Genomic DNA, 20,544 nt, shown 5'->3' on the forward strand with positions numbered 1-20,544 from the left:
ACTAGTACACGCTATGGCACACTATCCCGCTATCGGCCAAACGAGTGAACTAGGGCAAGCTAGGGTGTTATTAGCTAGAATTCGGCCATGGCGACTAACACGGCCGGGATGGCACCGTTCGAACGGATCGCAGAGGACCTGCGTCAGCGAATTCGCAGCGGAGCCCTGCAGAAGGGCGACAAGCTCCCGTCGTACCGTGACCTCGCGAACACGCACAACGTTGCACCGATGACGGCCCAGAAAGCCGTCCAGTTGCTCGTAAGCGAGGGGCTAGCGGTGAGCCGTTCACCGCTCGGCTCGTTCGTCAGCGAGTCCTGGGAAACCGCGAAAGCTCCCGTGACGGTCGAGCAGCTGGCGAGCGAGTTGGCCACACTTCGCGAGCGAGTCGAGCGGCTGGAGGGCCGTTTGCCTTGATGCCTCGTTCGTTCATGACTCCATGAAACAGGCTCCTGAGCTGCACTAACAGGGCACACTCGGGGCACACTCGCACACTCAGGCACAGTCGGGAGACACAGTGGACGGCAACGCGCAGCTTGCAGCGCTGATGCGTGAGGCCGGCTTCCTCAAAGACGATGGCTCAGTGGGGTTGAAGGTCTTCGCGCGGGCAGTAAGCCAACAGGCCGGCCGCCCGTTTACGCATACCTATGTTCGGCGCTGGCTAGACGGGATGGTGCCGCGTGACGAAAAGACCCGTCAGGCGATCGCGCGAGCCCTTGGGGGCAGGCTCGGTCGACAGATCGCGCCAGACGATGTCGGCTTCGGGAAAACACTAAAAGTGAGCCCAGACCTGGGCCTCGCGTATCCGACGGATTCCGCCGACAACGTCAAGGCGGTATCGCGCCTGTGGCAAGCCGACCTCGATAGCATCTCGTCGCTGCTGAATGCGCCAGCCAATACTGCAGCATGGAACGAGGCGGCACTGTCCTGGCTGGTCAGTACTCGGCAGGAAGTGTTCAGCGACACCGGGAAGCGGAAGGTTAACGCGGCCGACATCAATGGCGTTCGCAGCACCACTTCGATGTTTGACCAGCTCGACGGCGAGCATGGTGGAGGGCATGCCCGACGCGCACTCATCGAGTTCCTGCGGACCGACCTCAGCGGCCTGCTTGACGGATCGGCCCCGAACGAAGCTGTTCGTCGTGACCTGTTCAAAGCGGGAGCGCAGGCAACCCTGCTTGGCGCGTGGATGTCCTACGACGCTGGCCTGCACGGCATTGCGCAGCGCTACTTCATCCAGGCGCTGAGGATGACGGAAGCGACCAACGATCGCCTGCTCGGCGCGAGCATCCTCGACGCGATGAGCCATCAAGCAACATTCTTGGGGCGGTATCGCGAAGCGGCGAATCTCGCTCGGACGGCCCGAATGGGAACGGTCGCGTCCGGCTCCGCCAGCGCCGCAGCGCACTTCTATGCGATGGAAGCACGCGCCCTCGCCCGCCTCGGTGACGCGGTCGAATGTGATCGCGCCATGGCGGCCGCGGTGCGCGAGTTCGAACGCCGGGACCCAGCCACCGACCCGGCTGAGTGGTTTGGCTACTTCAATGAATCCGAGCTGGCTGCCGAGCTGGGGCACTGCAATCGCGATCTGGGACGATCGGTAGACGCGACGGCCTTCGCGACCCAGTCCCTCGGCCCGACAGCCAGCGGTTACGTGCGAAGCGACTTCTTCGCCACGATGGTGCTTGCAGACTCCTACCTCGACCAGGGAGAGTTAGAGCAGGCTTGCGACGTCGCGCTGAAAGCCTTGACAATCGGGGAAACGCTCAAGTCGGCCAGGTGCCAGGCGTACGTCGATGAGTTCCGCACACGGCTAACCAAAGTTGGCCGCTCGACGGTGGCTACAGAGTTTGCCGAGCAAGCCTCCAATGCGCGCCTGTGGACTGCTCAGGACTCTAAAACGGGGCCCAATCGCGTCGCGTCCCGCCGTCCCTGAGCGAAGCGACCCGCTTGCGGACTTCGGCAACTGCTGCGTCATTGCCAGCGGCTTTTCCGCATAGCCACAACGTCATCGACAGCTCCCGATAGTCAGCGAGGACCGGGTACCCATACCAGTCCATGACATCGAAGCCGTAGACGTCGACAAAGGTCCTATATTCGTCCTCGGTGTGCCACCCGAACCGCTCGTAGAAGAGCGCAGTCTGCACTAGATCCCACTCGCGCGGGCCAATACCGAAGCTGTCCAGGTCAATCAGGATCGGGTTTCCTTCACGATCTAAGATCACATTGCCAACGTTTGCATCACCATGAATCACGCCAAAGGGAAGGGTAAATTCCAGGTTATCGTAATCGGATGCCAGTTCATCTATTCGATTTCGAATAAATTCGGCGTCGCCGGGATCGATGTTTTCGAGATCAGCCATCCGCGCGTTCAGCTCCGCAAACGGTCGCTTCTCTGGCAAATCGAGTTCCGCAGGTGCATGCAGTTCATGAAGTTCACGGATCAGCCGCGCGACATCCCGGACAGGCGCATACCGTTCGTCCTCCGCAGCAGACTCCCAGAACGTCACAGCGTATCCGCCCACCTCGACAGGCTGGCGAACATCAAGCGCGCGGTTAGCCGGATATCCCTCGCCAGCAAGCCAGCGGGCGACCGCGACTTGCCGATCCGCCCCTCCCCGCGCCTCGGGATCACGGCTGATTCGTGCGATGACTCGCCCCGGAATCCGGAAAACCGCGTTTGAGCCAAGACGGATCAGCTCAGCATCCGACGATTCGAAGCCCACCAGAGTGCACGCAGTTCCAAGGACTTCGCGCGCAGATTCCTCTGTTAGCGCCGCCGCTGGACTCAAATCTATCGCCTTTCTTAGCTTGCGTATGTAAGCAGCCTTTACCTGTTGCCGTTCGGCGACTTCCTGCCGTAGTGGACCGCCAGCCCAATGCCCAGTACCCAAGCCGGAGCACTGGTCGTTGCCGAGTCAATCTTTTCGACCAGGTCAGGCGCTGCGCTCTTTGTAACGAAGTACATCACCGTGAGGACGCTATACGCGAGCCACAGGAATAACGCGACCGAGTGGGTACGCACCCACTCGTTGGCAGCCTCACGCCAGTGCGAGTCGTCTGCAACTTCGCGCGGCACAGAGTCAACCAAGACGGTCATCGCTGCCGCCTGATAGATGCCAAGTCCTATTGAGGTCGAGGACTCTAACGATGAAGCGAGCACCGGCTTAAACACGCTAGCGAAGTCCGGAAGCTTGAAGCCGTCACCGAGGTGCTGGAAGACACCGCCGTACTCGGGCAAGCCTGTTGTAATCGGGAACTTCGGTAACGAAGCGATCAGCGGGTCGAGCACACTGGTGAAGTCGGGGAATTTGAAACCATCACCGAGGCGCGCGAAGACGTCGCTGTGGTCGGGCAGGGCGACCTCAGACAGCCGTTTGAACTGCTCGCTGTGGTCGGGCAGGGCGACCTCAGACAGCCGTTTGAACTGCTCGCTGTGGTCCGGCAGAGCCCGGGCGAGGTAGCTGAAGTCCGGCAAGGAGACTCGGAAAGCCTCGTCAAGCTGACGTGCTACCCGCTCGAACGCGGAGCCGTCTGCCCAGCTGCTTGTCATGGGTCGAGGATAGCCGCCACCGAGGACAAATCCCGGCTACCGGATCGCAGCACGACGCCGCCCAGACACTGCCTCATGTCCCTAGTTCGGCTCCTTCCACCGCGATCCCAGCGGGGCAGAGTGCCCGGGCTTGACGGGCACTCTGCACGGCGGACACGGACACGTCACGGACGCAATTCGCCCACATTGAGCGTTTCCGCAGGTCAGAGCCCCGTTGACGGCTCCCTGTAAATCAGACGGCTCAGCCTTCGGGGGTTCGAATCCCTCACCTGCCACACCAGCCCGAACCACCCTCGTGACCAGTGAGAAGCGGTCACGAGGGTGGTTTTGTGTTGTGCGGGTGGTGTGCAGCCGTTTCCGGCTGTCCGCCCCACGTGCGCCCCACAGTTTTGGCCGCACCGTGGCCGCGCTCAGCGCTAGCAGGCGAACTTGGTCGCGTCGCTCGTCTGTTTGCAGTGCGCGCCGAACGCGTCCCGGGTGGCCGCCAGGCTGTCCTTGCCTTGGTTGATCTCGCTCGTCATCGAGGTGAAGTCGCCGGACGAGCAGGCGGCTATCGCCGCGCGGAAGTTCTTCTCGGCGCCGTCCATGGGTTGCTTCAAGACCGCGGGCCACGTGGCCGTATCGCTTTCCAGCCGGGTCTCGTCACCCTGGGCCGCCGTGCAGTCACCGGGCGAGAGTTGCATGGTTGCCGGATCGAAGGTCCACAGCAGACCGAACGAGGGTCCCGGCGGCGAGCCGGACCCCGCGTCGGTCTGGTACTGGACGAAATCCACTGAACCTCCGGCAGAGTTTCCGTCCCCGGGCTGACCGCCGCCGCATCCCGCGAGCAGGGCGGACACCGACGCTCCGGAGAGAATGGCCGTCCTCAGCCTGATGGATCGAGTCATGGTGACCTCCTTGCCTCGCGACGTCGAAGCCGAGATGCTCTGGCAGTCGTCGAAGGCTCTGCACCTATGTCGGAGAAACCCGCTCGACCGCTACGGAGGTGCGGGGATTCGGGCTTGACCCTCCTGCGACAGGAGGCTTCACGCTCTTCGGCATGAACGAATTTCGCGGCCCGGTTCCGACTCCCGCCTACGACGCGGTTTCTCCGGGCAACTACCTCGGCTTCTACGGGATGCCGATGTTTCCCATCGTGCCCACCGCCGACCTCGACGCCTCGACTGACTTCTGGCTTCGCGGGCTCGGCTTCGACAACCTTTTCACCATGCCCGGCGAGCTCGTGCACCTGCGCCGCTGGGCGTTCCAGGATGTGCTGCTCCGCCCGGGGACCCCGGCCGGCCCTAGCGAGGCGAGGATCAGTTTCTCCTGCGTGCTCAGCGAACTCGACGAGATCGCCAAGCGGTGCGAGGACCTCGCGCCCGGCTGTACGAGCGGGCCGGAGCTGATGCCGTGGAACTCGCGGGAGTTGACGGTCGTCACGCCGGAAGGCACGAACGTCGTGATGACCGCGGCGGAGCCGATCGACCCGGACGGGCCCGTCGCGGAGCGGTTGCGCGCCGCGGGGATCGACGTGCCACGGTCGTGAGCTGCGACACTGAGGTCGTGACCGAGCAAGACGGCCTCACTGTCGGACGCACGGCGACGCTGGTCGGCGTGAGTGTCAAAACGCTGCATCACTGGGACGCGGTCGGCCTGGTGCGTCCGAGCGGGCGCACCAGGTCCGGCTACCGGGTGTACTCCGCCGAGGACGTCGCACGGTTGCATCGGGTGCTCGTTTACCGCGAGCTCGGCTTTCCGCTGTCGGAGATCGGACGCCTCCTGGACGACCCGTCCGTGGACGCGCACACCCACCTCACCCGGCAACGCCGCGAGCTGCGCGAGCGGATCGCGCGGTTGGAGCACATGGCCTCCGCGGTCGACCGGATGGCGGCGGCTACCCGCGGCGGGATGCAGTTGACCGCGGAGGAGCAGATCGCGATCTTCGGATCCGACTGGAATCCGGAGTGGGTCGACGAGGCCGCGGAGCGGTGGAGCGACACGAAGCAGTGGGCGGAGTACCGCGAGCGGACCACCGAGCTGACCCAGCAGGACTGGCAGGAGGCCGCAGCCGAGCACGAAACACTCCACGCCGACCTGGCCGCGGCACGACGAGCCGGGGTCGAACCCGGGTCAGCAGAGGCGAACACCCTCGCGGAGCGGCATCGGGCGACGTTGTCCCGGTACTTCGACTGCACGCACTCGATGCAGGTGTGCCTGGGACGCAAGTTCGTGGAGGAAGCCGGGTACACGGAGCACTACGACGCGTTGGCCCCAGGACTCGCCGCCTGGCTGCGGGATGTGATTTTCGCCAACGCGATCGTGCACGGGGTAGATCCGGAAACAGCGGTCTGGGAGTAACAGCAACCCGACCGCACCCGCGCACCCAACCCATCACGGCAGCCCCCCCGCACCCCGATACGAAGCCAAAAACGCGGCGCGGAGGTGCTTGTCAAGGCATCTTTCCCGCCTTGACAAGCACCTCCGCGCCGTAGTCACACTCAGCTTCGGGGTGCCCCCACGCAACCAAGGACCGCAGCGAAACCGCAGCTTCAGCGGCCCCGGCGAGCCATCTCCTCAAGCCGCCGAATCCGATCCTCGATCGGCGGATGCGTCGAAAACATCCGGCTCAGCCCAGCCCCCGGCCGGAACGGGTTCGCGATCATCAGATGCGACTGCGACACCACCGCCGGCTCCGGAGCCAACGGCGCGGCCCGGGTACCCAGCTCCAGCTTCCGCAACGCCGAGGCCAGCGCCAGCGGATCCCCGGTCAGCTCAGCCCCCGAAGCGTCCGCCTGGTACTCCCGCGACCGGCTCACCGCCATCTTCACCACACCGGCCGCGATCGGGCCGAGCAAGACCAGCAGCAGCGACATGAACGGGTTGCCCTCGCGGTCGTTCCCGCCGAAGAAGAAGGCGATATTCGCCAGGACGCTGACCACGCTCGCCAGCGCACCGGCTACGCACGAGATCAAGATGTCCCGGTTGTACACGTGGGACAGTTCGTGCCCCAGCACCGCGCGCAGCTCACGTTCGTCGAGCAGCTCCAGGATGCCGGTGGTGCAGCACACGGCCGCGTGCTGCGGGTTGCGGCCGGTCGCGAAGGCGTTCGGGGCCGCGGTCGGGCTGACGTACAGCGACGGCATCGGCTGCCGCGCGGAGGTCGCCAGCTCTCGCACGATCCGGTACATCGCGGGCTGCTCGACCTCCGAGACCGGCCGCGCGTGCATCGCGCGCAGGGCCATTTTCTCGGAGTTGAAGTAGGCGTAGGCGTTCATCCCGAGCGCCACGACCAGGCCGATCAGCAAGGCCCCGCGGCCGAACAATCCGCTGATCCCGATGATGATCGCCGAGAGCAGACCGAGCAGCATCGCCGTCTTCAGCCCGTTGTGGTGCTTGTGCACGTGCGCTCGCCTCCGTCCGCTCTGGCAGCTGCCGCAGGATGGTTACTCACTGGAAACAACGCGATCGGGGGATCCGAAGTTCCTTACCCTGATCCTTGTCCGAGTTAGGGTCGGCGGGCAACTCAACCGACCGGGGCAGGTGAGCGATGCGAGGTTCCCAGATCTCCCGGCGAGCACTGTTCGGCCTGGTCAGCGCGGGTGCGGCGGCAATGGCGGGCGGCGCGGCGACGGCAGCCGAGCGGGTCAGCAGTGTGCAGGTCGGCGGCACGCTTTCGGCTCTTGCGGTGAGTCCGGTCACCGGACTGGTCTACGCGGCCGACCAGGCGTCCGGCGCGGTTCTCGTCCTCGATCCGGACGCGGGACGGGTCGTGTCCGCGCTCGCGGTGGGCGGGCAGCCGAGCGACGTCGCGGTGGACACCGACCGGATCTACGTCGCCAATCCGCCCGGCGGCACGGTGCTCGCCTTCGACAGCCAGACGCACCGGTTGCTGAGCGTCGTGAGCGCGGGCGCGGGTGCGTCGGCGCTCGCGATCGATCCCCAGGCCAACCTCGTGTACGCGGTGAGCGGCAAGACCGGCACGTTCGCGGTGCTCGACAGCATCAGTCTCACGCAGCAGGACCTGCTGCCCGCGCCGAAGCCGGGCCTCGCCGGGATCGCGCTCGACCGCGGCCGGCGACGCGCCTATTGCACCAGCCCGACCACGAACTCGGTCGAGATCTGCGACCTCGACGCGGGGGCCTTCACCGCGAGCGTCCCGGTGGGCGCTTCTCCGACCGGCATCGGCGTCCACGAACTGAGCGGCTCGGTGTTCGTGGCGAATTCGGCGATCCACCATTTGTCCATTGTGGACGGATCAGCGAAGGCGCAGGTCAAGACTGTGCTGTTGCGCAGCGAGGCGTCGTCGCTCGCGGTGCATCAGGGCAGCGACGTCGTGTACACCAACGGCGGGCAAAATGGACTGTCCCGTGTGGACGGACGAACCGAAACCCTCACCGGCGAGCTGAGCCTCGGCGTGAATCCGGGCGACGTGGCGGTGGATCAGCGGACGCGCACGGTGTACGTGACCGATCCGCTGCACGGCACGGTCACCATCGTGCGCGATTTCTGACCGCTCGCATGAAGTTACTCCAGGTATACGGTGTCGGGTATGGAACTTGGTCTCCAGGTCCCCGGCTTCACCCTGCCGGGAGGGACCGCCGCGCTCCGCGTGGAGCTGGCCGAGGCGGTGCGGGCAGCGGACGACGCCGGGTTCGCTTATCTCGCGGTGAGCGCCAAACCGTTCTCCAGCAAGCATTTCACCGCCGAACGACTGCTCAACAGCCCGCAACCCCCGCAGCGGCCGCCGATCATGGTCGGCGGGGGCGCCAAGACCGTTTACCACTACCTGGACCTCGCTCCGTCCGGGGAGAAGACCGGCGAGTCTCTCGCCGAGGCGCAACGGCTGCACCGGCTTGGTGTGCAGGCCGTGATCGGCCCGCTGCCCGGCGGGCTCGACCGGGACCGGATCGAGATTTTCGCGCAAGACATCATTCCCGCGGTGAAGGAGTTGGCATGAAACTCGGGTTGCACCTGGCTCAGCAGACCTGGCCCAACGGCCCGGCGGCGCTCGGCGCGGACCTGGCACGGGTGGCTCGGACCGCGGACGAGGCCGGGTTCGAATATCTGTCCGTAATGGACCATTTCTTCCAGATTTCCAGCTACGGCCCGCCGGAGCACGAAATGCTGGAAGCCTGGACCACGCTCGGCTTTCTCGCCGCGCACACCGAGCGCGTCAAACTGCTCACGCTCGTCACCGGCGTCATCTACCGGCACCCCGGACTGCTCGCGAAGGCGGCGACGACGCTCGACGTGCTGTCCGGCGGGCGGGCCATCCTCGGCATCGGGGCGGGCTGGAACGAGGAGGAATCCCGCGCTCTCGGGTTCCGGTTCCCGCCGATGAAGGAGCGGTTCGAGCAGCTCGAGGACGCGCTCCGGTACGTCCGTCAGATGTGGGCCGAGGGAGACGAACCCTTCACCGGCACGCACGTCAGCGCCGAGCGATTGCTCAACAGCCCGCAGCCGATCCAGCGGCCGCACCCGCCGATCATGATCGGGGGCAGCGGCGAGAAGAAAACGCTGCGGTTCGTCGCGCAGTACGGCGACATCTGCAATTTGCTGCCCAACGCGGACCTTCCGCGCAAACTGGAAGTCCTGAAGCAGCACTGCGAGGACGTCGGCCGCGACTACTCCGAGATCACGAAAACCGCCTCGCTGCGGCTCGACACTGGTGAAAACGGCGAGAAAACCGGGCAACTGCTGGATGAACTGGGCCGGCTGTCGGAACTCGGATTCAGCGTCGCGACCGGCTGGGCGCACGGCGTCCCGGACCCGGCGGTGCTCGAGCGGTTCGCCACCGAGGTGATCCCGGCGGCCGAAAAACTGTGATCCGCTGACGAACGGGTGGCGGCTACGCCGTCTGGCACCGGTCCGCCGCCCGTTCGTCGCAGCATCTCGCGGCATTCCGCCGCCGTCATTGTCTCGGTTCCGAATCGACTCCGGTGAGCTTCCCGGCGCGCTGTAACGACGGCCGGGCGCGGATCGACCTGCCCTACGCAGATCGCGCTCGTGACCGGAGGAGCCTGGTACATGACCACATGTCGACTCTGTGGTTCGGAAAGAACCGCCAGCGTGGTCGACCTCGGCGCGACGCCGCCGTGCGAACGGTTCCTGACCGCCGCGCAGCTCGCCGAACCCGAACCGACTTTCCCGCTGCATCTCGAAGTATGCACCGAATGCTGGCTCGCGCAGCTCCCGCCGCTGCTCGATCCGGCCGACACTTTCACCGATTACGCGTATTTCTCGTCTTTTTCCACCTCGTGGGTCGAGCACGCCAAACGGTTCACCGACGCCGCCGTGGAACGGCTCGGGCTGACCGACCGGTCTTTCGTCGTCGAGGTCGCCAGCAACGACGGATACCTCCTCAAGCACGTCGTGGAGCGCGGAATCCGTTGTCTCGGCGTGGAACCTTCGGTGAACGTCGGGCAAGCCGCGCGCGAGGCCGGGGTGCCGACGCACACCGCGTTCCTCTCCGAGGACACCGGCCAGGAGGTACGCAACGAACACGGTCCGGCGGATCTGGTCGTGGCGAACAACGTCTACGCGCACATCCCGGACATCCGCGGGTTCACCCGCGGGCTGCGCGCGCTCGTCGCGGACGACGGCTGGGTGTCGATCGAGGTCCAGCATCTGCTCACGCTGATCGAAAAGAACCAATACGACACGATCTACCACGAGCATTTCCAGTACTACACCGTCGAATCCGCGCGGCGGGCACTGGCGGGCGGCGGGCTGACCGTGGTCGACGTCGAACTCCTGCCGACGCACGGCGGGTCGATCCGGCTCTGGGCGCGGCCGGCTGAGGTCGCCGGGGAGCCGAGCGCCCGGATGACCGACGTGCTCGCCCGGGAGAAGGCCGCCGGGCTGCACGAACTGTCCGGATACACCGAATTCGCCGACCGGGTCACCCGCGTCCGGCTCGAATTGCTCGAATTTCTCCTCGCCGCCCGGAAAGCCGGGAAAACGACCGTCGGGTACGGCGCGCCCGGCAAGGGCAACACCCTGCTCAACCACTGCGGCATCCGGCCGGACCTCCTGGCCTACACGGTGGACCGCAATCCGTACAAGCACGGCCGGTTCACGCCCGGCACCCGGATCCCGGTCGTGGAACCGGACCGGATCGCGGCCGACCGGCCGGACTACGTGCTCGTCCTGCCGTGGAACCTGCGGGACGAACTGACCGAGCAGCTTTCCTACGTCGGCGCGTGGGGCGGCAAGCTCGTCTTCCCGATTCCGCGCTTGGAAATCGTCGAGGTGGGAGTGCAGTGAAGGTCGTTCTGTTCTGCGGCGGTTACGGAATGCGGATGCGCAGCAGCGAGGCGTCCGACGTGCCCAAGCCGATGGCGATGGTCGGGCCGCGCCCGCTGATCTGGCACGTGATGCGCTACTACGCGCATTTCGGGCACACCGAGTTCGTGCTGTGCCTCGGCTACGGCGCGCACCACATCAAGGACTTCTTCCTGCACTACGAGGAAACGACGTCCAACGATTTCGTGCTGCGCGGCGGGAAGCCGGAACTGCTGTCCACCGACATCGCCGACTGGACGATCTCCTTCGTGCAGACCGGCATCGAATCGCCGATCGGCGAACGGCTCCGCCGCGTGCGCGACCATCTCGACGGCGACGAGATGTTCCTCGCCAACTACGCCGACGTGCTGACCGACGCGCCGCTGGACAACATCGTCGAACGGTTCGCCGGCAGCGACGCGGGCGCGTCGATGCTCGTCGTGCCGCCGCAGTCGTCGTTCCACTGCGTCGAGATGGACGAGGGCGGCCGGATCGGCGCGATCACGCCGGTCAGCGAACTCCCGCTGTGGGAGAACGGCGGTTATTTCGTGCTGCGGCAGGAGATTTTCGACCACATCCCGGAGAACGGCGACTTGGTCGCCGACGGCTGCGGCGAACTCGCCAAGCGCGGCCGGCTGCTCGCGTACCCGTATCGCGGGTTCTGGAAGCCGACCGACACGGTCAAGGAACGCTACGCACTCGACGCCGCGTACGCGCACGGCAACCGTCCTTGGGCGTTGTGGGAAAGCGAAAAGGTGCACGCATGATCCGCCTCGGCGCTGAGCTGAAGAGCATCGTCGTGCTCGGCGCGCATTGCGACGACATCGCCATCGGAGCGGGCGGCACGCTCCTCGAGATCTGCGGACAGCGTCCCGGCCTTCAGGTCGACGCGCTGGTGCTGTCCGGCGGGGGCACCGACCGGGAGGCCGAGGAGCGCGCCGCGCTGGCCGCGTTCTGCCCGGGTGCCGACCTGAACGTCACAGTGCTCAAACTGCCGGACGGCCGTCTCCCCTCGCACTGGGAGGAGGCCAAGAACGCGCTGGAAGACCTCCGCCGCCGCACCGATCCGGACGTCGTGTTCGCGCCCCGCACCATCGACGCGCACCAGGACCACCGCGGGCTGGCTCAGCTCGTGCCCACGGTGTTCCGCGGGCATCTGACGCTGGGCTACGAGATCGTCAAATGGGACGGCGACCTCGGGCGGCTGCCCGCTTACGCGCCGATGTCGGACGAGGTCATGCAGCGCAAGATCGAATTGCTGCACGAGCACTACGGCTCTCAGCAGCACCGGCCGTGGTACGACCGCGAGGCTTTCCTCGGCCTCGCGCGGATTCGCGGAATCGAATGCCAAGAACGCTACGCCGAGGCGTTCGAGGCGAACAAACTCGTCATCGACCTAAGGGGCTGAAAGCATGCGCGTGCTGCTCACGGGGCACACGGGATATCTGGGCACGGTGATGGCGCCGGTGCTCGCCGCGGCGGGACACGAGGTCGTCGGCCTCGACTCGGGCTTGTTCGCGGCTTGTGTGCTCGGCCCGGCCCCGCGCGATCCGGTCGGGCTGGCCGTCGACCTGAGAGACGTGAAAGCCGAACACCTGCGGGGCTTCGACGCGGTGATCCACCTCGCCGCGCTGTCGAACGACCCGCTCGGCTCGCTCGCGCCCGAACTGACCTACGACATCAACCACCACGCGTCGGTCAAGCTCGCGAAACTCGCGAAGGACGCCGGGGTTTCCCGGTTCCTCTACGCCTCGACCTGCTCCGTCTACGGCGCTTCCGGCGGCAGCGGCCTGGTCGACGAGGACGCGCCGCTGCGACCGGTCACGCCGTACGCCGAGTCGAAGGTTCGCGTGGAGGCCGAGGTTTCCGACCTCGCCGACGACGACTTCACCCCGGTGTATATGCGCAACGCCACCGCGTTCGGCTTCTCCCCGCGGTTGCGCGCCGACATCGTGCTGAACAACCTGGTCGGCCACGCCTATCTGTCCGGCGAGGTTCTCGTGCTTTCCGACGGCACGCCGTGGCGGCCGCTGGTGCACGCCGACGACATCGCGCACGCCTTCACCGCCGCTCTCGAGGCCCCGCGCGAAGCCGTGCACAACCGGGCGTTCAACATCGGCACCGAACGCAACAACGTGACGGTCGCCGAGATCGCCGAAGAGGTCGTCGCGGCGGTGCCCGGCGCCAAGCTGCGGATCACCGGCGAGGCCGGGGCCGACCCGCGTTCGTACCGCGTCGATTTCTCCCGGTTCCGCGACGCGGTCCCGGCCTTCGACTGCAAGTGGGGCGTGAAAGACGGGGCGCTGCAACTGTTCGACGCCTACCGCCGCAACAACCTGACCCGGGAGCAGTTCGAGCGCCGCTTCACCCGGCTGAACTGGCTGAGCGACCGGCAGGCCGCCGGCGCGGTCGACGCCACCCTGCGGCACACCTGATGCGCACGGGGCCCGAGATGCACGCTCTGGTGGAACGGTTGTACCCGTTCTGCCGGAGCATCACCGGCGACGGCGTACGGCAGACCCTGGCCGTCATCGGCGAGCACCTCCCGCTCGACCGGTACGAGGTGCCCAGCGGCACCGAGGTGCTGGACTGGACCGTGCCGCCGGAATGGAACATCCGCGACGCGTTCGTCGCGGATTCCTCCGGACGGCGGGTGATCGATTTCCGGAAGTCGAACCTGCACGTGGTCGGCTACAGCGTCCCGGTCGACCGCGTGGTCCGCCTGAGCGAACTGCGCGCGCACCTGCACACGCTGCCCGAGCAGCCTTCGTTGATCCCGTACCGCACCAGTTACTACTCCCCCACCTGGGGTTTCTGCCTCGCCCAGGACGTCCTCGACACGCTTCCGGACGGCGACTACCACGTCAAAATCGACTCGACGCTCGCCGACGGCCACCTCACCTACGCCGAGCACGTCGTGCCGGGCGAGGTGGGCGACGAAGTGCTCGTCTCGTGCCACCTCTGCCATCCGTCGCTGGCCAACGACAATCTCGCCGGCATCGCGGTCGCCGTCGCGCTCGCGCAGGCGCTGGCCGAGGAAAAGCCCTACTACACCTACCGGTTCCTGTTCATGCCCGGCACGATCGGCGCGATCACCTGGCTGGCGCGCAATTTCGAGCGCATCGACCAGGTCAAGCACGGCGTCGTGCTGGCCTGCGCCGGGGACCGGGGTTCGCTGACCTACAAGCGCAGCCGGCGCGGGGACGCCGACATCGACCGGGTCTTCGCGCACATCCTCAAGGACAAACCGCACGAGATCCGCGATTTCTCGCCGTACGGCTACGACGAGCGACAGTTCTGCTCCCCCGGCTTCAACCTCGGCGTCGGCTCGCTCACGCGCACGCCGTACGCGGGCTACCCGGAGTACCACACCTCGGCCGACAACCCGTCGTTCGTCGACCCGGACTCGATGGCCGACACCCTCGAAACGCTGCGGACGGCGTTTTCCGTGCTGGACCGCAACCGCCGCTATGTGAACCTGAGCCCCTACGGCGAACCGCAGCTCGGCAAGCGCGGACTGTACGACTCGCTCGGCGGGCGCAGCGACGCGAAGGAAGCCCAGCTGGCCATGCTGTGGGTGCTCAGCCTCTCCGACGGCGACCACAGCCTCCTCGACATCGCCGAACGGGCGGACCTCCCGTTCGGCGCCGTAGCCGCGGCGGCCGATGCGCTTCAGGCCGCCGGACTGCTGAAGGGGTGAGGCCGTGCCGTCGATCCTGCGTTCGCGAGCCGTCCGCGCGATGGCGGGACGGCTCAGCTGGGGCCTCGGTGACCAGGCCGTTTCGAGCCTGACCAACTTCGTGGTCGGCCTGTACGTCGCGCGTTCGCTCGGCGCGACGGCGTTCGGCCTGTTCAGCATCGCGTGGGTGACCTACGGCGTCATTCTCAACGTCTCGCGCGGCCTCGCTACCGACCCGCTGATGGTGCGCTTCTCCGGCGTCTCCAGGGCGAGCTGGCGGACCGCGGTGGGCCAAGCCGTCGGGACCGCGCTCGTGGTCGGGATCGCTTCCGGGCTGGTCAGTGTCCTTTTCGGACTCCTGGTCGGCGGTTCGCTCGGCGCCGCCTTCGTCGCGCTCGGGGTGGTACTGCCGTTCCTGCTCGTGCAGGACGCCTGGCGGTTCGGGTTCTTCGCGCAGGGCACCGGGCACAAAGCGTTCGTCAACGACGGGATCCAAGCCGTCGCGTTGTTCCCCGCCCTCGTTTTGGCCGCGCGTTACGACACCGTGGTCGCATTTCTGGTGGCGTGGGGCTGTTCGGCCGGGGTCGCGGCAGCGTTCGGCTGGGTGCAGACGAGCGTGCTGCCGCGGCTCGGCGGGGTGCGCGGATGGCTGCGGGAGCACCGCGATCTGGGCGTGCGCTATCTCGTGGAGAACGTCAGCAACAGCGGTTCGTCGCAGCTGCGGGCGTACGGGCTGGGCGCGATTTCCGGGCTGGCCGCGGTCGGCACGGTGCGCGGGGCGGAACAGTTGCTCGGGCCGTTTCTCGCGCTGCTCATGGGACTTTCCCTCGTCACGGTCGCCGAGGGGGCGCGGGTGCTCCGGCAGTCGCCGCACCGGTTGTGGCACTTCTGCGTGGCGCTCGGCGCCGCGCAGGCCGCGGCCGCGCTGGTGTGGGGACTCGGATTGTGGCTGTTCATTCCCGACAACGCCGGCCGCTTCGTGCTCGGTTCGCTGTGGGACAGCTCGTCGCTGCTGGTCCCGGCGGTCACCATGGCGGTCGTCGGCGCGAGCTTCACCACTGGGGCGACCGCCGGGCTGCGCGCGCTCGGGATGGCTCGGCGAAGCTTGCGGTCCCAGCTGATCGCGTCCGCCTGTTACGTCGTGTTCGGCCTGGTCGGGGCTGTTCTCGGCGGGGCGGCGGGCTCGGAGTGGGGCGTCGCGGCCGCCACGCTCACCGGTTCGGCCGTGTGGTGGTGGCAGCTGCGCAGCGCGCTCCGCGACCACTTCGCGGCGGCAGTCGAGTTTCCCCCCGCGTCAGGTTCATTCAGCCAAGCAGAACTCCATTCGGCTTCCGAGGAGATGAAACCGGCATGAGCACGGTGCCCCGGCTGACCATCGGTCTGCCCGTCTACAACGGAGAGGAATTCCTCAGCGAAGCACTCGACGCGCTGCTCGGGCAGACCTACGAGGACTTCGAACTGATCATCTCCGACAACGCGTCGCAGGACGGCACGGAAGAGATCGCCCGGAAGTACGCCCAGGAGGACTCGCGGATCCGGTATCTGCGCCAGCCGCGCAACATCGGCGCGACCCCGAACCACAACGTCCTGCTCGACCAGGCTCGCGGCGAGCTGTTCAAATGGGCCTCGCACGACGACCTCTACGGCCGGGAACTGCTGGCGAAATGCGTCGAGGCGCTCGACGCGCGGCCGGAGATCATCCTCGCGCATTCGCATCAGGCGATCATCGACGAGAACGGCGCGGTGACCGTGCCGCTGGACTACCGGCACAAAACGGACGCGCCGCGGCCGTCGGTGCGGTTCAAGAGCTTGCGGTTCGAGCCCGGCGGAGACGATTTCTACGGCGTGATGCGCACCGAGGTGCTGCGCCGGGTCACGCCCATGGACAGCTACCACCACGCCGACCGCACCTACGTCGCGGAACTGGCGCTGCACGGCCCGTTCTACCAAGTGCCCGAGCTGCTGTACTTCCGTCGCGACCACCCGGACCGGGCGGAGCGCGCGAACCCGAGCAAGCGCTCGCGGTGCGCGAACCTCGATCCGAAGCGCGGCAACGCCATCACGAACCCGACCGTTCGGCTGCTCGCCGAGTACGTCTGGGGTTACGTGCACGGAATCCGCTCCGCACCGCTGTCGTCGGGCGAACGCCGCGCCTGCTACCTCGCGCTCGCCGAATGGTTCGCCAGCCGGGCCCGGCCAGGCGGGGCCGGGGAACGCGTCGAGGACCGGGCCCCGGTGCACGCGGCCGAGCTGGACCTCGCGGTCGACCGGGTGGTCGCCGGACGCGAACGGCGGGTGCCGTGACCGTTCGGGTCGGGGTTTTCGGACTGCTCGGTTCAGGCAACCTCGGCAACGACGGCTCGCTCGAGGCGGTGCTCGGCTTCCTTCGGGCCGAACATCCGTACGCGAAGGTGTCCGCGTTCTGCGGCGGGGCGGACACCGTCCAGGCGCGGTACGGGATCCCGGCGGTGCGGCTGAACTGGTACCGCGGCGAATACCGGCACGCCTCCGGGCTGCGGTCGATCGTGACGAAAGGCCTCGGGAAGATCATCGACGTCTTCCGCACGGCGTGGTGGGTCCGGCGGCAGAACGTGGTGATCGTTCCCGGCATGGGCGTGCTGGAGGCGACGCTTCCGCTGCGGCCGTGGGGTTTTCCGTACGCGCTCTTCCTGCTGTCGTTGTGCGGGCGGCTCGGGGGAACGAAGATCGCGCTCGTCAGCGTCGGTGCGGACCGGATTCGGGTGCCCGCCACGCGGTATCTGGTGCGGTCCGCGTCCCAGCTCGCGACGTACCGGTCCTACCGCGACGAACTGTCGCGTTCGGCGATGGCCGACATGGGTGTTCGCGTCACGAACGACCGCGTGTATCCCGACCTCGCCTTCGCCCTGCCGACGCCCGCCGCGGTCGAGGATCCGCGTGCCGTCGGCGTCGGGGTGATGGCTTATTACGGCGGCAACGACGACCGTGCTCGCAGCGAGGAGATTTACCGGGCGTACGTGGACGCGATGACGGAGTTCGTGCGGTACCTGGTCAGCCAGGACCGGCCGGTCCGGCTCTTCATCGGCGACCGAATTGACCAGGAAGTGGTGGACGAGATCGTCGAAACTGTCGCGTCGCCGCTGATCTCCGCGGCTGTCCCGGGCACGCTCGACGAGTTGATGCGCTCGATGGCCGAGGTGAGCACCGTCGTGGCCACGCGGTACCACAATGTGTTGTGCGCGTTGAAGGCCGGGAGACCGACGGTCGCGATCGGGTACGCGAAGAAGAACGACGTGCTGATGGCCGAAATGGGGCTCGGCGAGTTTTGCCAGGAGGCCCGCGCGGTCGAGGTGCCGCGGTTGATCGAGCAGTTCGAGGAAGTGCAGCGGCGGGCCCCGGAGCTGAAGGCGGAACTCGCCGCCCGCAACGAAGCCTGCGGTCAGCAGTTGAAGGACCAGTTCGCCCTGTTGTCGAGGACGCTCATTCCCGCGGAGGTTTCGTGAAAGCCGTTCCCGTGCCGTCGATTTCCGGCGTGTGGCTCTTCCGGCCGACACCGCACCGGGACGATCGCGGCTTCTTCTCGCGGACCTTCGATGCCGACGTCGCCCGATCAGTCGGCATCGACCCGAACGCGTTCCTGCAGGACAGCGTCTCCCGCTCGGTGCGCGGCGTGGTGCGCGGGATGCACCTGCGGTCCGGGGCCGGCGAGGCGAAGCTGGTGCGTTGTTCGTACGGCGAAGTTTTCGACGTCGTAGTCGACTTGCGACCGGACTCGCCGACCTTCCGGGCGATGGAAACGTTCCGCCTCTCCGGCGACACCCAGGAGAGCATCTACATCCCGGCCGGATGCGCACACGGTTTCCAGGCGCTGAGCGAGGTCGCCGACGTGTCGTACCGGATCGACCGCGCGCACGACCCGTCCGAGGACGTCGCCATCGCGCACGACGACCCGGAGCTCGCCATCCCGTGGCCACTGCCCGCGGCATTGCTGTCCGAACGCGACGCGTCGGCCCCTTCCCTGGCCGACGCCTTGAGGTGACCCGTCATGGACCTGCCACTCTCCCGAATCGCGAACGAACGCCTGCACCGCGCCATCCCCGGCGGCGCGCACACCTACGCCAAAGGCGAGGATCAATACCCGGAACATCTCGCGCCGGTCATCTCGCACGGCCGCGGCGCGTACGTCTGGGACGTCGACGGCAACCAGTACCTTGAATACGGTTCCGGCCTGCGCGCGGTCAGCCTCGGCCACGTGCATCCGCGTGTGACATCGGCGGTACGCGACGTGCTCGAACGGGGAAGCAACTTCGTTCGTCCGTCCATCGTGGAGCTCGAAGCGGCGGAGCAGTTCCTGGCGACCGTGCCGACCGCGGAGATGGTGAAGTTCGCGAAGAACGGCTCCGACGCGACGAGCGCGGCCGTCCGGCTCGCCCGCGCCGCCACCGGCCGGCCGCTGGTCGCCCAGTGCGCCGACCACGCGTTCTTCTCCACCGACGACTGGTTCATCGGCACCACCCCGATGTCCGCCGGAATCCCCGCCGCGACCATGGCGATGACCGTGCCCTTCCCGTACGGCGATCTCCCGGCGACCGAACAGGTGCTGCGCCAGTACCACGGACAGGTGGCGTGCCTGATCCTGGAACCGACCAAGGGGGTGGCCCCGCCGGACGGCTATCTCGCCGGGCTGCTCGAACTCGCGCATCAGCACGGCACGGTGGTGATCTTCGACGAGATGATCACCGGGTTCCGGTACTCCGAACACGGCGCGCAGGGCCTGTACGGCGTGACGCCGGATCTCTCGACGTTCGGCAAAGCGCTCGGCAACGGCTTCGCGGTGGCCGCACTGGCTGGTCGGCGGGATTTGATGGAGCTGGGCGGCCTGCGCGATTCGCGGGACCGGGTGTTCCTGCTGTCTTCGACGCACGGCGCGGAGACAACGGCGTTGGCTGCTGCCATGGCGGTCATCGACGTCTACGCGGCGGAGGGCGTGACGGCTCGGCTGCACGCGCTCGGCGCGCGGTTGGCGGCTGGCGTGACCGAGGCGGCGGCTGCGCACGGGCTTTCCGAACGAGTGTTGGTGCGGGGACGGGACAGCAACCTCGTGTTCGCGACTCTCGACGCGGACGGCCAGCCCTCGCAGGAGTATCGGACGCTGTTCCTGCGCTGCCTGCTGGAGAACGGGGTGCTCGCTCCGTCCTTTGTGGTCAGTGCGGCGATGACGGAGGAGGACATCGACCGGACCGTGGAGGCGGTCGCGTCGGCCTGCGTGGTGTACCGGAAGGCGCTGGAGGCCGGGGATCCGTCGCCGTGGCTGGGCGGACGTCCGGTCAAACCGGTGTTCCGCCGGAAGGCTTAGCTCGCCCTTGCCAAAGTCCGTGAAGGGCTCCTTGAGGGAATCTGATTCCTTCAAGGAGCCCTTCACGGACAGTCAGCCGCGGGTGGCGAGTCGGTCGATCCAGTAGGCGGTGACCGGCATGACCGCCAGCGCCGCCGCGAAGCCGCCGATCGTGTCGGTCGGGTAATGCGCGCCCAGCCCGACTTCGGCCCACGCCATCAGGAACCCGGACACCAACGCAAGCCCGAGCAACCACGCCACCGCGGCGCCCCGGCTCAACCGACCGGCCAGGGCGTAAGCCCCGAGCAACGCCAACGCGGTCGCGAAAGCGGTGTGGCCGCTGGGGAACGACAGATAGCTGCCGTGAATCGTCCGGCCGGTCAGCGGTTTCAGCACGGAGGTCACCGCGACGGTGAGCCCGCAGCCGACCACCGCCAGCACCGCCGTCCGCGGCCGACGGGTCAGCAGGCACCCGCCGATCACCAAGAGCAGGATCAGCACCGCGCCCAGCGGTTCGCCGCAGAAATCGATCGCCGTCGCGAAGTACCACCACGGATCGGGAACGAGGTCCGGTCCGGGCAGGAGCGGGGCGTCGAACGCGCTCGGCGCCGAGTGCCCGGCGAAACGCAGCCCCAGCGCGACCACCGTCAGGAAGCCGAGCACGGCCAGGACCAGCGACGGCGTGCGCAGAACGATCGGAAGCGCCCTGGGCGAGGTCTTCAGTCGGTCGCGCAC

General features: G+C 67.2%; 22 protein-coding genes. 17 read left to right on the forward strand and 5 right to left on the reverse strand.

Going from position 1 to position 20,544, the window contains the following annotated elements:
- The first annotated feature begins 108 nt into the window (after positions 1-108).
- Complete coding sequence (locus tag ATK30_RS14770; protein ID WP_158242469.1) at positions 109-414, forward strand: GntR family transcriptional regulator; 306 nt, start codon at positions 109-111, stop codon at positions 412-414.
- Positions 415-514: 100 nt separating this feature from the next.
- Positions 515-1,933 carry a regulator gene (locus tag ATK30_RS46150; RefSeq protein ID WP_101436083.1) on the forward strand — a complete coding sequence of 473 codons (1,419 nt, stop codon included), beginning with the start codon at positions 515-517 and terminating at the stop codon, positions 1,931-1,933.
- On the opposite strand, the gene ATK30_RS14780 is transcribed toward ATK30_RS46150, so the two are convergent.
- The 3 genes from ATK30_RS14780 to ATK30_RS14790 all read right to left on the reverse strand — a co-directional run bounded on the left by ATK30_RS14780 (position 1,893) and on the right by ATK30_RS14790 (position 4,323).
- Positions 1,893-2,723 carry a phosphotransferase family protein gene (locus ATK30_RS14780; RefSeq protein ID WP_244194617.1) on the reverse strand — a complete coding sequence of 277 codons (831 nt, stop codon included), beginning with the start codon at positions 2,721-2,723 and terminating at the stop codon, positions 1,893-1,895. The genes ATK30_RS46150 and ATK30_RS14780 overlap by 41 nt on opposite strands.
- 104 nt (positions 2,724-2,827) lie before the next feature.
- A complete protein-coding gene (locus tag ATK30_RS14785; RefSeq protein ID WP_101436085.1) occupies positions 2,828-3,550 on the reverse strand; it encodes a hypothetical protein in 723 nt (240 codons plus the stop codon).
- 416 nt (positions 3,551-3,966) lie between these two features.
- Complete coding sequence (locus tag ATK30_RS14790; RefSeq protein WP_101436086.1) at positions 3,967-4,323, reverse strand: hypothetical protein; 357 nt, start codon at positions 4,321-4,323, stop codon at positions 3,967-3,969.
- Positions 4,324-4,589: 266 nt separating this feature from the next.
- Between ATK30_RS14790 and ATK30_RS14795 the strand changes: the two genes are divergently transcribed.
- Both ATK30_RS14795 and ATK30_RS14800 read left to right on the forward strand, forming a co-directional pair.
- Positions 4,590-5,078, forward strand: coding sequence for a VOC family protein (locus tag ATK30_RS14795; protein WP_101436087.1), 489 nt, complete (start codon positions 4,590-4,592; stop codon positions 5,076-5,078).
- Positions 5,079-5,095: 17 nt separating this feature from the next.
- Complete coding sequence (locus ATK30_RS14800; protein ID WP_101440833.1) at positions 5,096-5,890, forward strand: MerR family transcriptional regulator; 795 nt, start codon at positions 5,096-5,098, stop codon at positions 5,888-5,890.
- A 191-nt stretch (positions 5,891-6,081) separates the two neighbouring features.
- On the opposite strand, the gene htpX is transcribed toward ATK30_RS14800, so the two are convergent.
- The gene (htpX, locus tag ATK30_RS14805) at positions 6,082-6,933 is read right to left on the reverse strand and encodes a zinc metalloprotease HtpX (protein WP_101436088.1); all 852 of its coding nucleotides are present in this window, start codon (positions 6,931-6,933) and stop codon (positions 6,082-6,084) included.
- 146 nt (positions 6,934-7,079) lie between these two features.
- On the opposite strand from htpX, the gene ATK30_RS14810 reads away from it, so the two are divergent.
- From ATK30_RS14810 to ATK30_RS14870, 13 genes are all read left to right on the forward strand, one after another.
- Positions 7,080-8,042, forward strand: coding sequence for a YncE family protein (locus tag ATK30_RS14810; protein ID WP_101436089.1), 963 nt, complete (start codon positions 7,080-7,082; stop codon positions 8,040-8,042).
- A gap of 39 nt (positions 8,043-8,081) precedes the next feature.
- Positions 8,082-8,489, forward strand: a complete 408-nt coding sequence (locus tag ATK30_RS14815) for a hypothetical protein (RefSeq protein WP_101436090.1) — start codon at positions 8,082-8,084, stop codon at positions 8,487-8,489.
- A complete protein-coding gene (locus tag ATK30_RS14820; RefSeq protein ID WP_101436091.1) occupies positions 8,486-9,358 on the forward strand; it encodes an LLM class F420-dependent oxidoreductase in 873 nt (290 codons plus the stop codon). The genes ATK30_RS14815 and ATK30_RS14820 overlap by 4 nt, the downstream gene beginning before the upstream one ends.
- Positions 9,359-9,559: 201 nt before the next feature.
- Positions 9,560-10,798, forward strand: a complete 1,239-nt coding sequence (locus tag ATK30_RS14825) for a class I SAM-dependent methyltransferase (protein WP_101436092.1) — start codon at positions 9,560-9,562, stop codon at positions 10,796-10,798.
- Positions 10,795-11,583: a glycosyltransferase family protein gene (locus tag ATK30_RS14830; RefSeq protein ID WP_101436093.1), complete on the forward strand. Its 789-nt coding sequence runs from the start codon at positions 10,795-10,797 to the stop codon at positions 11,581-11,583. The genes ATK30_RS14825 and ATK30_RS14830 overlap by 4 nt, the downstream gene beginning before the upstream one ends.
- Complete coding sequence (locus ATK30_RS14835) at positions 11,580-12,224, forward strand: PIG-L deacetylase family protein (RefSeq protein ID WP_101436094.1); 645 nt, start codon at positions 11,580-11,582, stop codon at positions 12,222-12,224. The genes ATK30_RS14830 and ATK30_RS14835 overlap by 4 nt, the downstream gene beginning before the upstream one ends.
- 4 nt (positions 12,225-12,228) lie before the next feature.
- Entirely contained in the window at positions 12,229-13,251 is a 1,023-nt protein-coding gene (locus ATK30_RS14840) for an NAD-dependent epimerase/dehydratase family protein (protein ID WP_101436095.1), read from the forward strand.
- Positions 13,251-14,516 (forward strand): DUF4910 domain-containing protein, encoded by a 1,266-nt coding sequence (locus ATK30_RS14845; RefSeq protein WP_101436096.1) that lies wholly within the window; start codon positions 13,251-13,253, stop codon positions 14,514-14,516. Before ATK30_RS14840 ends, ATK30_RS14845 begins: the two co-directional genes overlap by 1 nt.
- 40 nt (positions 14,517-14,556) lie before the next feature.
- A complete protein-coding gene (locus ATK30_RS14850; protein ID WP_244194933.1) occupies positions 14,557-15,849 on the forward strand; it encodes an MATE family efflux transporter in 1,293 nt (430 codons plus the stop codon).
- Entirely contained in the window at positions 15,846-16,799 is a 954-nt protein-coding gene (locus ATK30_RS45605; protein ID WP_101436097.1) for a glycosyltransferase family 2 protein, read from the forward strand. The genes ATK30_RS14850 and ATK30_RS45605 overlap by 4 nt, the downstream gene beginning before the upstream one ends.
- On the forward strand, positions 16,796-17,977 hold the full coding sequence (locus ATK30_RS14860; protein WP_101436098.1) for a polysaccharide pyruvyl transferase family protein: 1,182 nt from the start codon (positions 16,796-16,798) through the stop codon (positions 17,975-17,977). The genes ATK30_RS45605 and ATK30_RS14860 overlap by 4 nt, the downstream gene beginning before the upstream one ends.
- The gene (gene rfbC, locus ATK30_RS14865) at positions 17,974-18,513 is read left to right on the forward strand and encodes a dTDP-4-dehydrorhamnose 3,5-epimerase (protein ID WP_101436099.1); all 540 of its coding nucleotides are present in this window, start codon (positions 17,974-17,976) and stop codon (positions 18,511-18,513) included. The genes ATK30_RS14860 and rfbC overlap by 4 nt, the downstream gene beginning before the upstream one ends.
- A gap of 6 nt (positions 18,514-18,519) precedes the next feature.
- The gene (locus ATK30_RS14870) at positions 18,520-19,830 is read left to right on the forward strand and encodes a glutamate-1-semialdehyde 2,1-aminomutase (RefSeq protein ID WP_101436100.1); all 1,311 of its coding nucleotides are present in this window, start codon (positions 18,520-18,522) and stop codon (positions 19,828-19,830) included.
- A gap of 72 nt (positions 19,831-19,902) precedes the next feature.
- Here the strand turns inward: ATK30_RS14870 and ATK30_RS14875 are convergent, their stop codons facing one another.
- Positions 19,903-20,544 carry a phosphatase PAP2 family protein gene (locus ATK30_RS14875; protein WP_101440834.1) on the reverse strand — a complete coding sequence of 214 codons (642 nt, stop codon included), beginning with the start codon at positions 20,542-20,544 and terminating at the stop codon, positions 19,903-19,905.

This window comes from Amycolatopsis echigonensis, from assembly GCF_002846615.1.
Lineage (GTDB): Bacteria > Actinomycetota > Actinomycetes > Mycobacteriales > Pseudonocardiaceae > Amycolatopsis > Amycolatopsis echigonensis.

Bases quoted from the DNA above. Each gene is read 5' to 3' on its own strand.
- ATK30_RS14770 (WP_158242469.1), top strand. From the start codon at position 109: ATGGCACCGTTCGAACGGATCGCAGAGGACCTGCGTCAGCGAATTCGC.
- ATK30_RS14785 (WP_101436085.1), bottom strand. From the start codon at position 3,550: ATGACAAGCAGCTGGGCAGACGGCTCCGCGTTCGAGCGGGTAGCACGT.
- ATK30_RS14795 (WP_101436087.1), top strand. From the start codon at position 4,590: ATGAACGAATTTCGCGGCCCGGTTCCGACTCCCGCCTACGACGCGGTT.
- ATK30_RS14810 (WP_101436089.1), top strand. From the start codon at position 7,080: ATGCGAGGTTCCCAGATCTCCCGGCGAGCACTGTTCGGCCTGGTCAGC.
- ATK30_RS14815 (WP_101436090.1), top strand. From the start codon at position 8,082: ATGGAACTTGGTCTCCAGGTCCCCGGCTTCACCCTGCCGGGAGGGACC.
- ATK30_RS14820 (WP_101436091.1), top strand. From the start codon at position 8,486: ATGAAACTCGGGTTGCACCTGGCTCAGCAGACCTGGCCCAACGGCCCG.
- ATK30_RS14825 (WP_101436092.1), top strand. From the start codon at position 9,560: ATGACCACATGTCGACTCTGTGGTTCGGAAAGAACCGCCAGCGTGGTC.
- ATK30_RS14835 (WP_101436094.1), top strand. From the start codon at position 11,580: ATGATCCGCCTCGGCGCTGAGCTGAAGAGCATCGTCGTGCTCGGCGCG.
- ATK30_RS14840 (WP_101436095.1), top strand. From the start codon at position 12,229: ATGCGCGTGCTGCTCACGGGGCACACGGGATATCTGGGCACGGTGATG.
- ATK30_RS14845 (WP_101436096.1), top strand. From the start codon at position 13,251: ATGCGCACGGGGCCCGAGATGCACGCTCTGGTGGAACGGTTGTACCCG.
- ATK30_RS14850 (WP_244194933.1), top strand. From the start codon at position 14,557: ATGGCGGGACGGCTCAGCTGGGGCCTCGGTGACCAGGCCGTTTCGAGC.
- ATK30_RS45605 (WP_101436097.1), top strand. From the start codon at position 15,846: ATGAGCACGGTGCCCCGGCTGACCATCGGTCTGCCCGTCTACAACGGA.
- ATK30_RS14870 (WP_101436100.1), top strand. From the start codon at position 18,520: ATGGACCTGCCACTCTCCCGAATCGCGAACGAACGCCTGCACCGCGCC.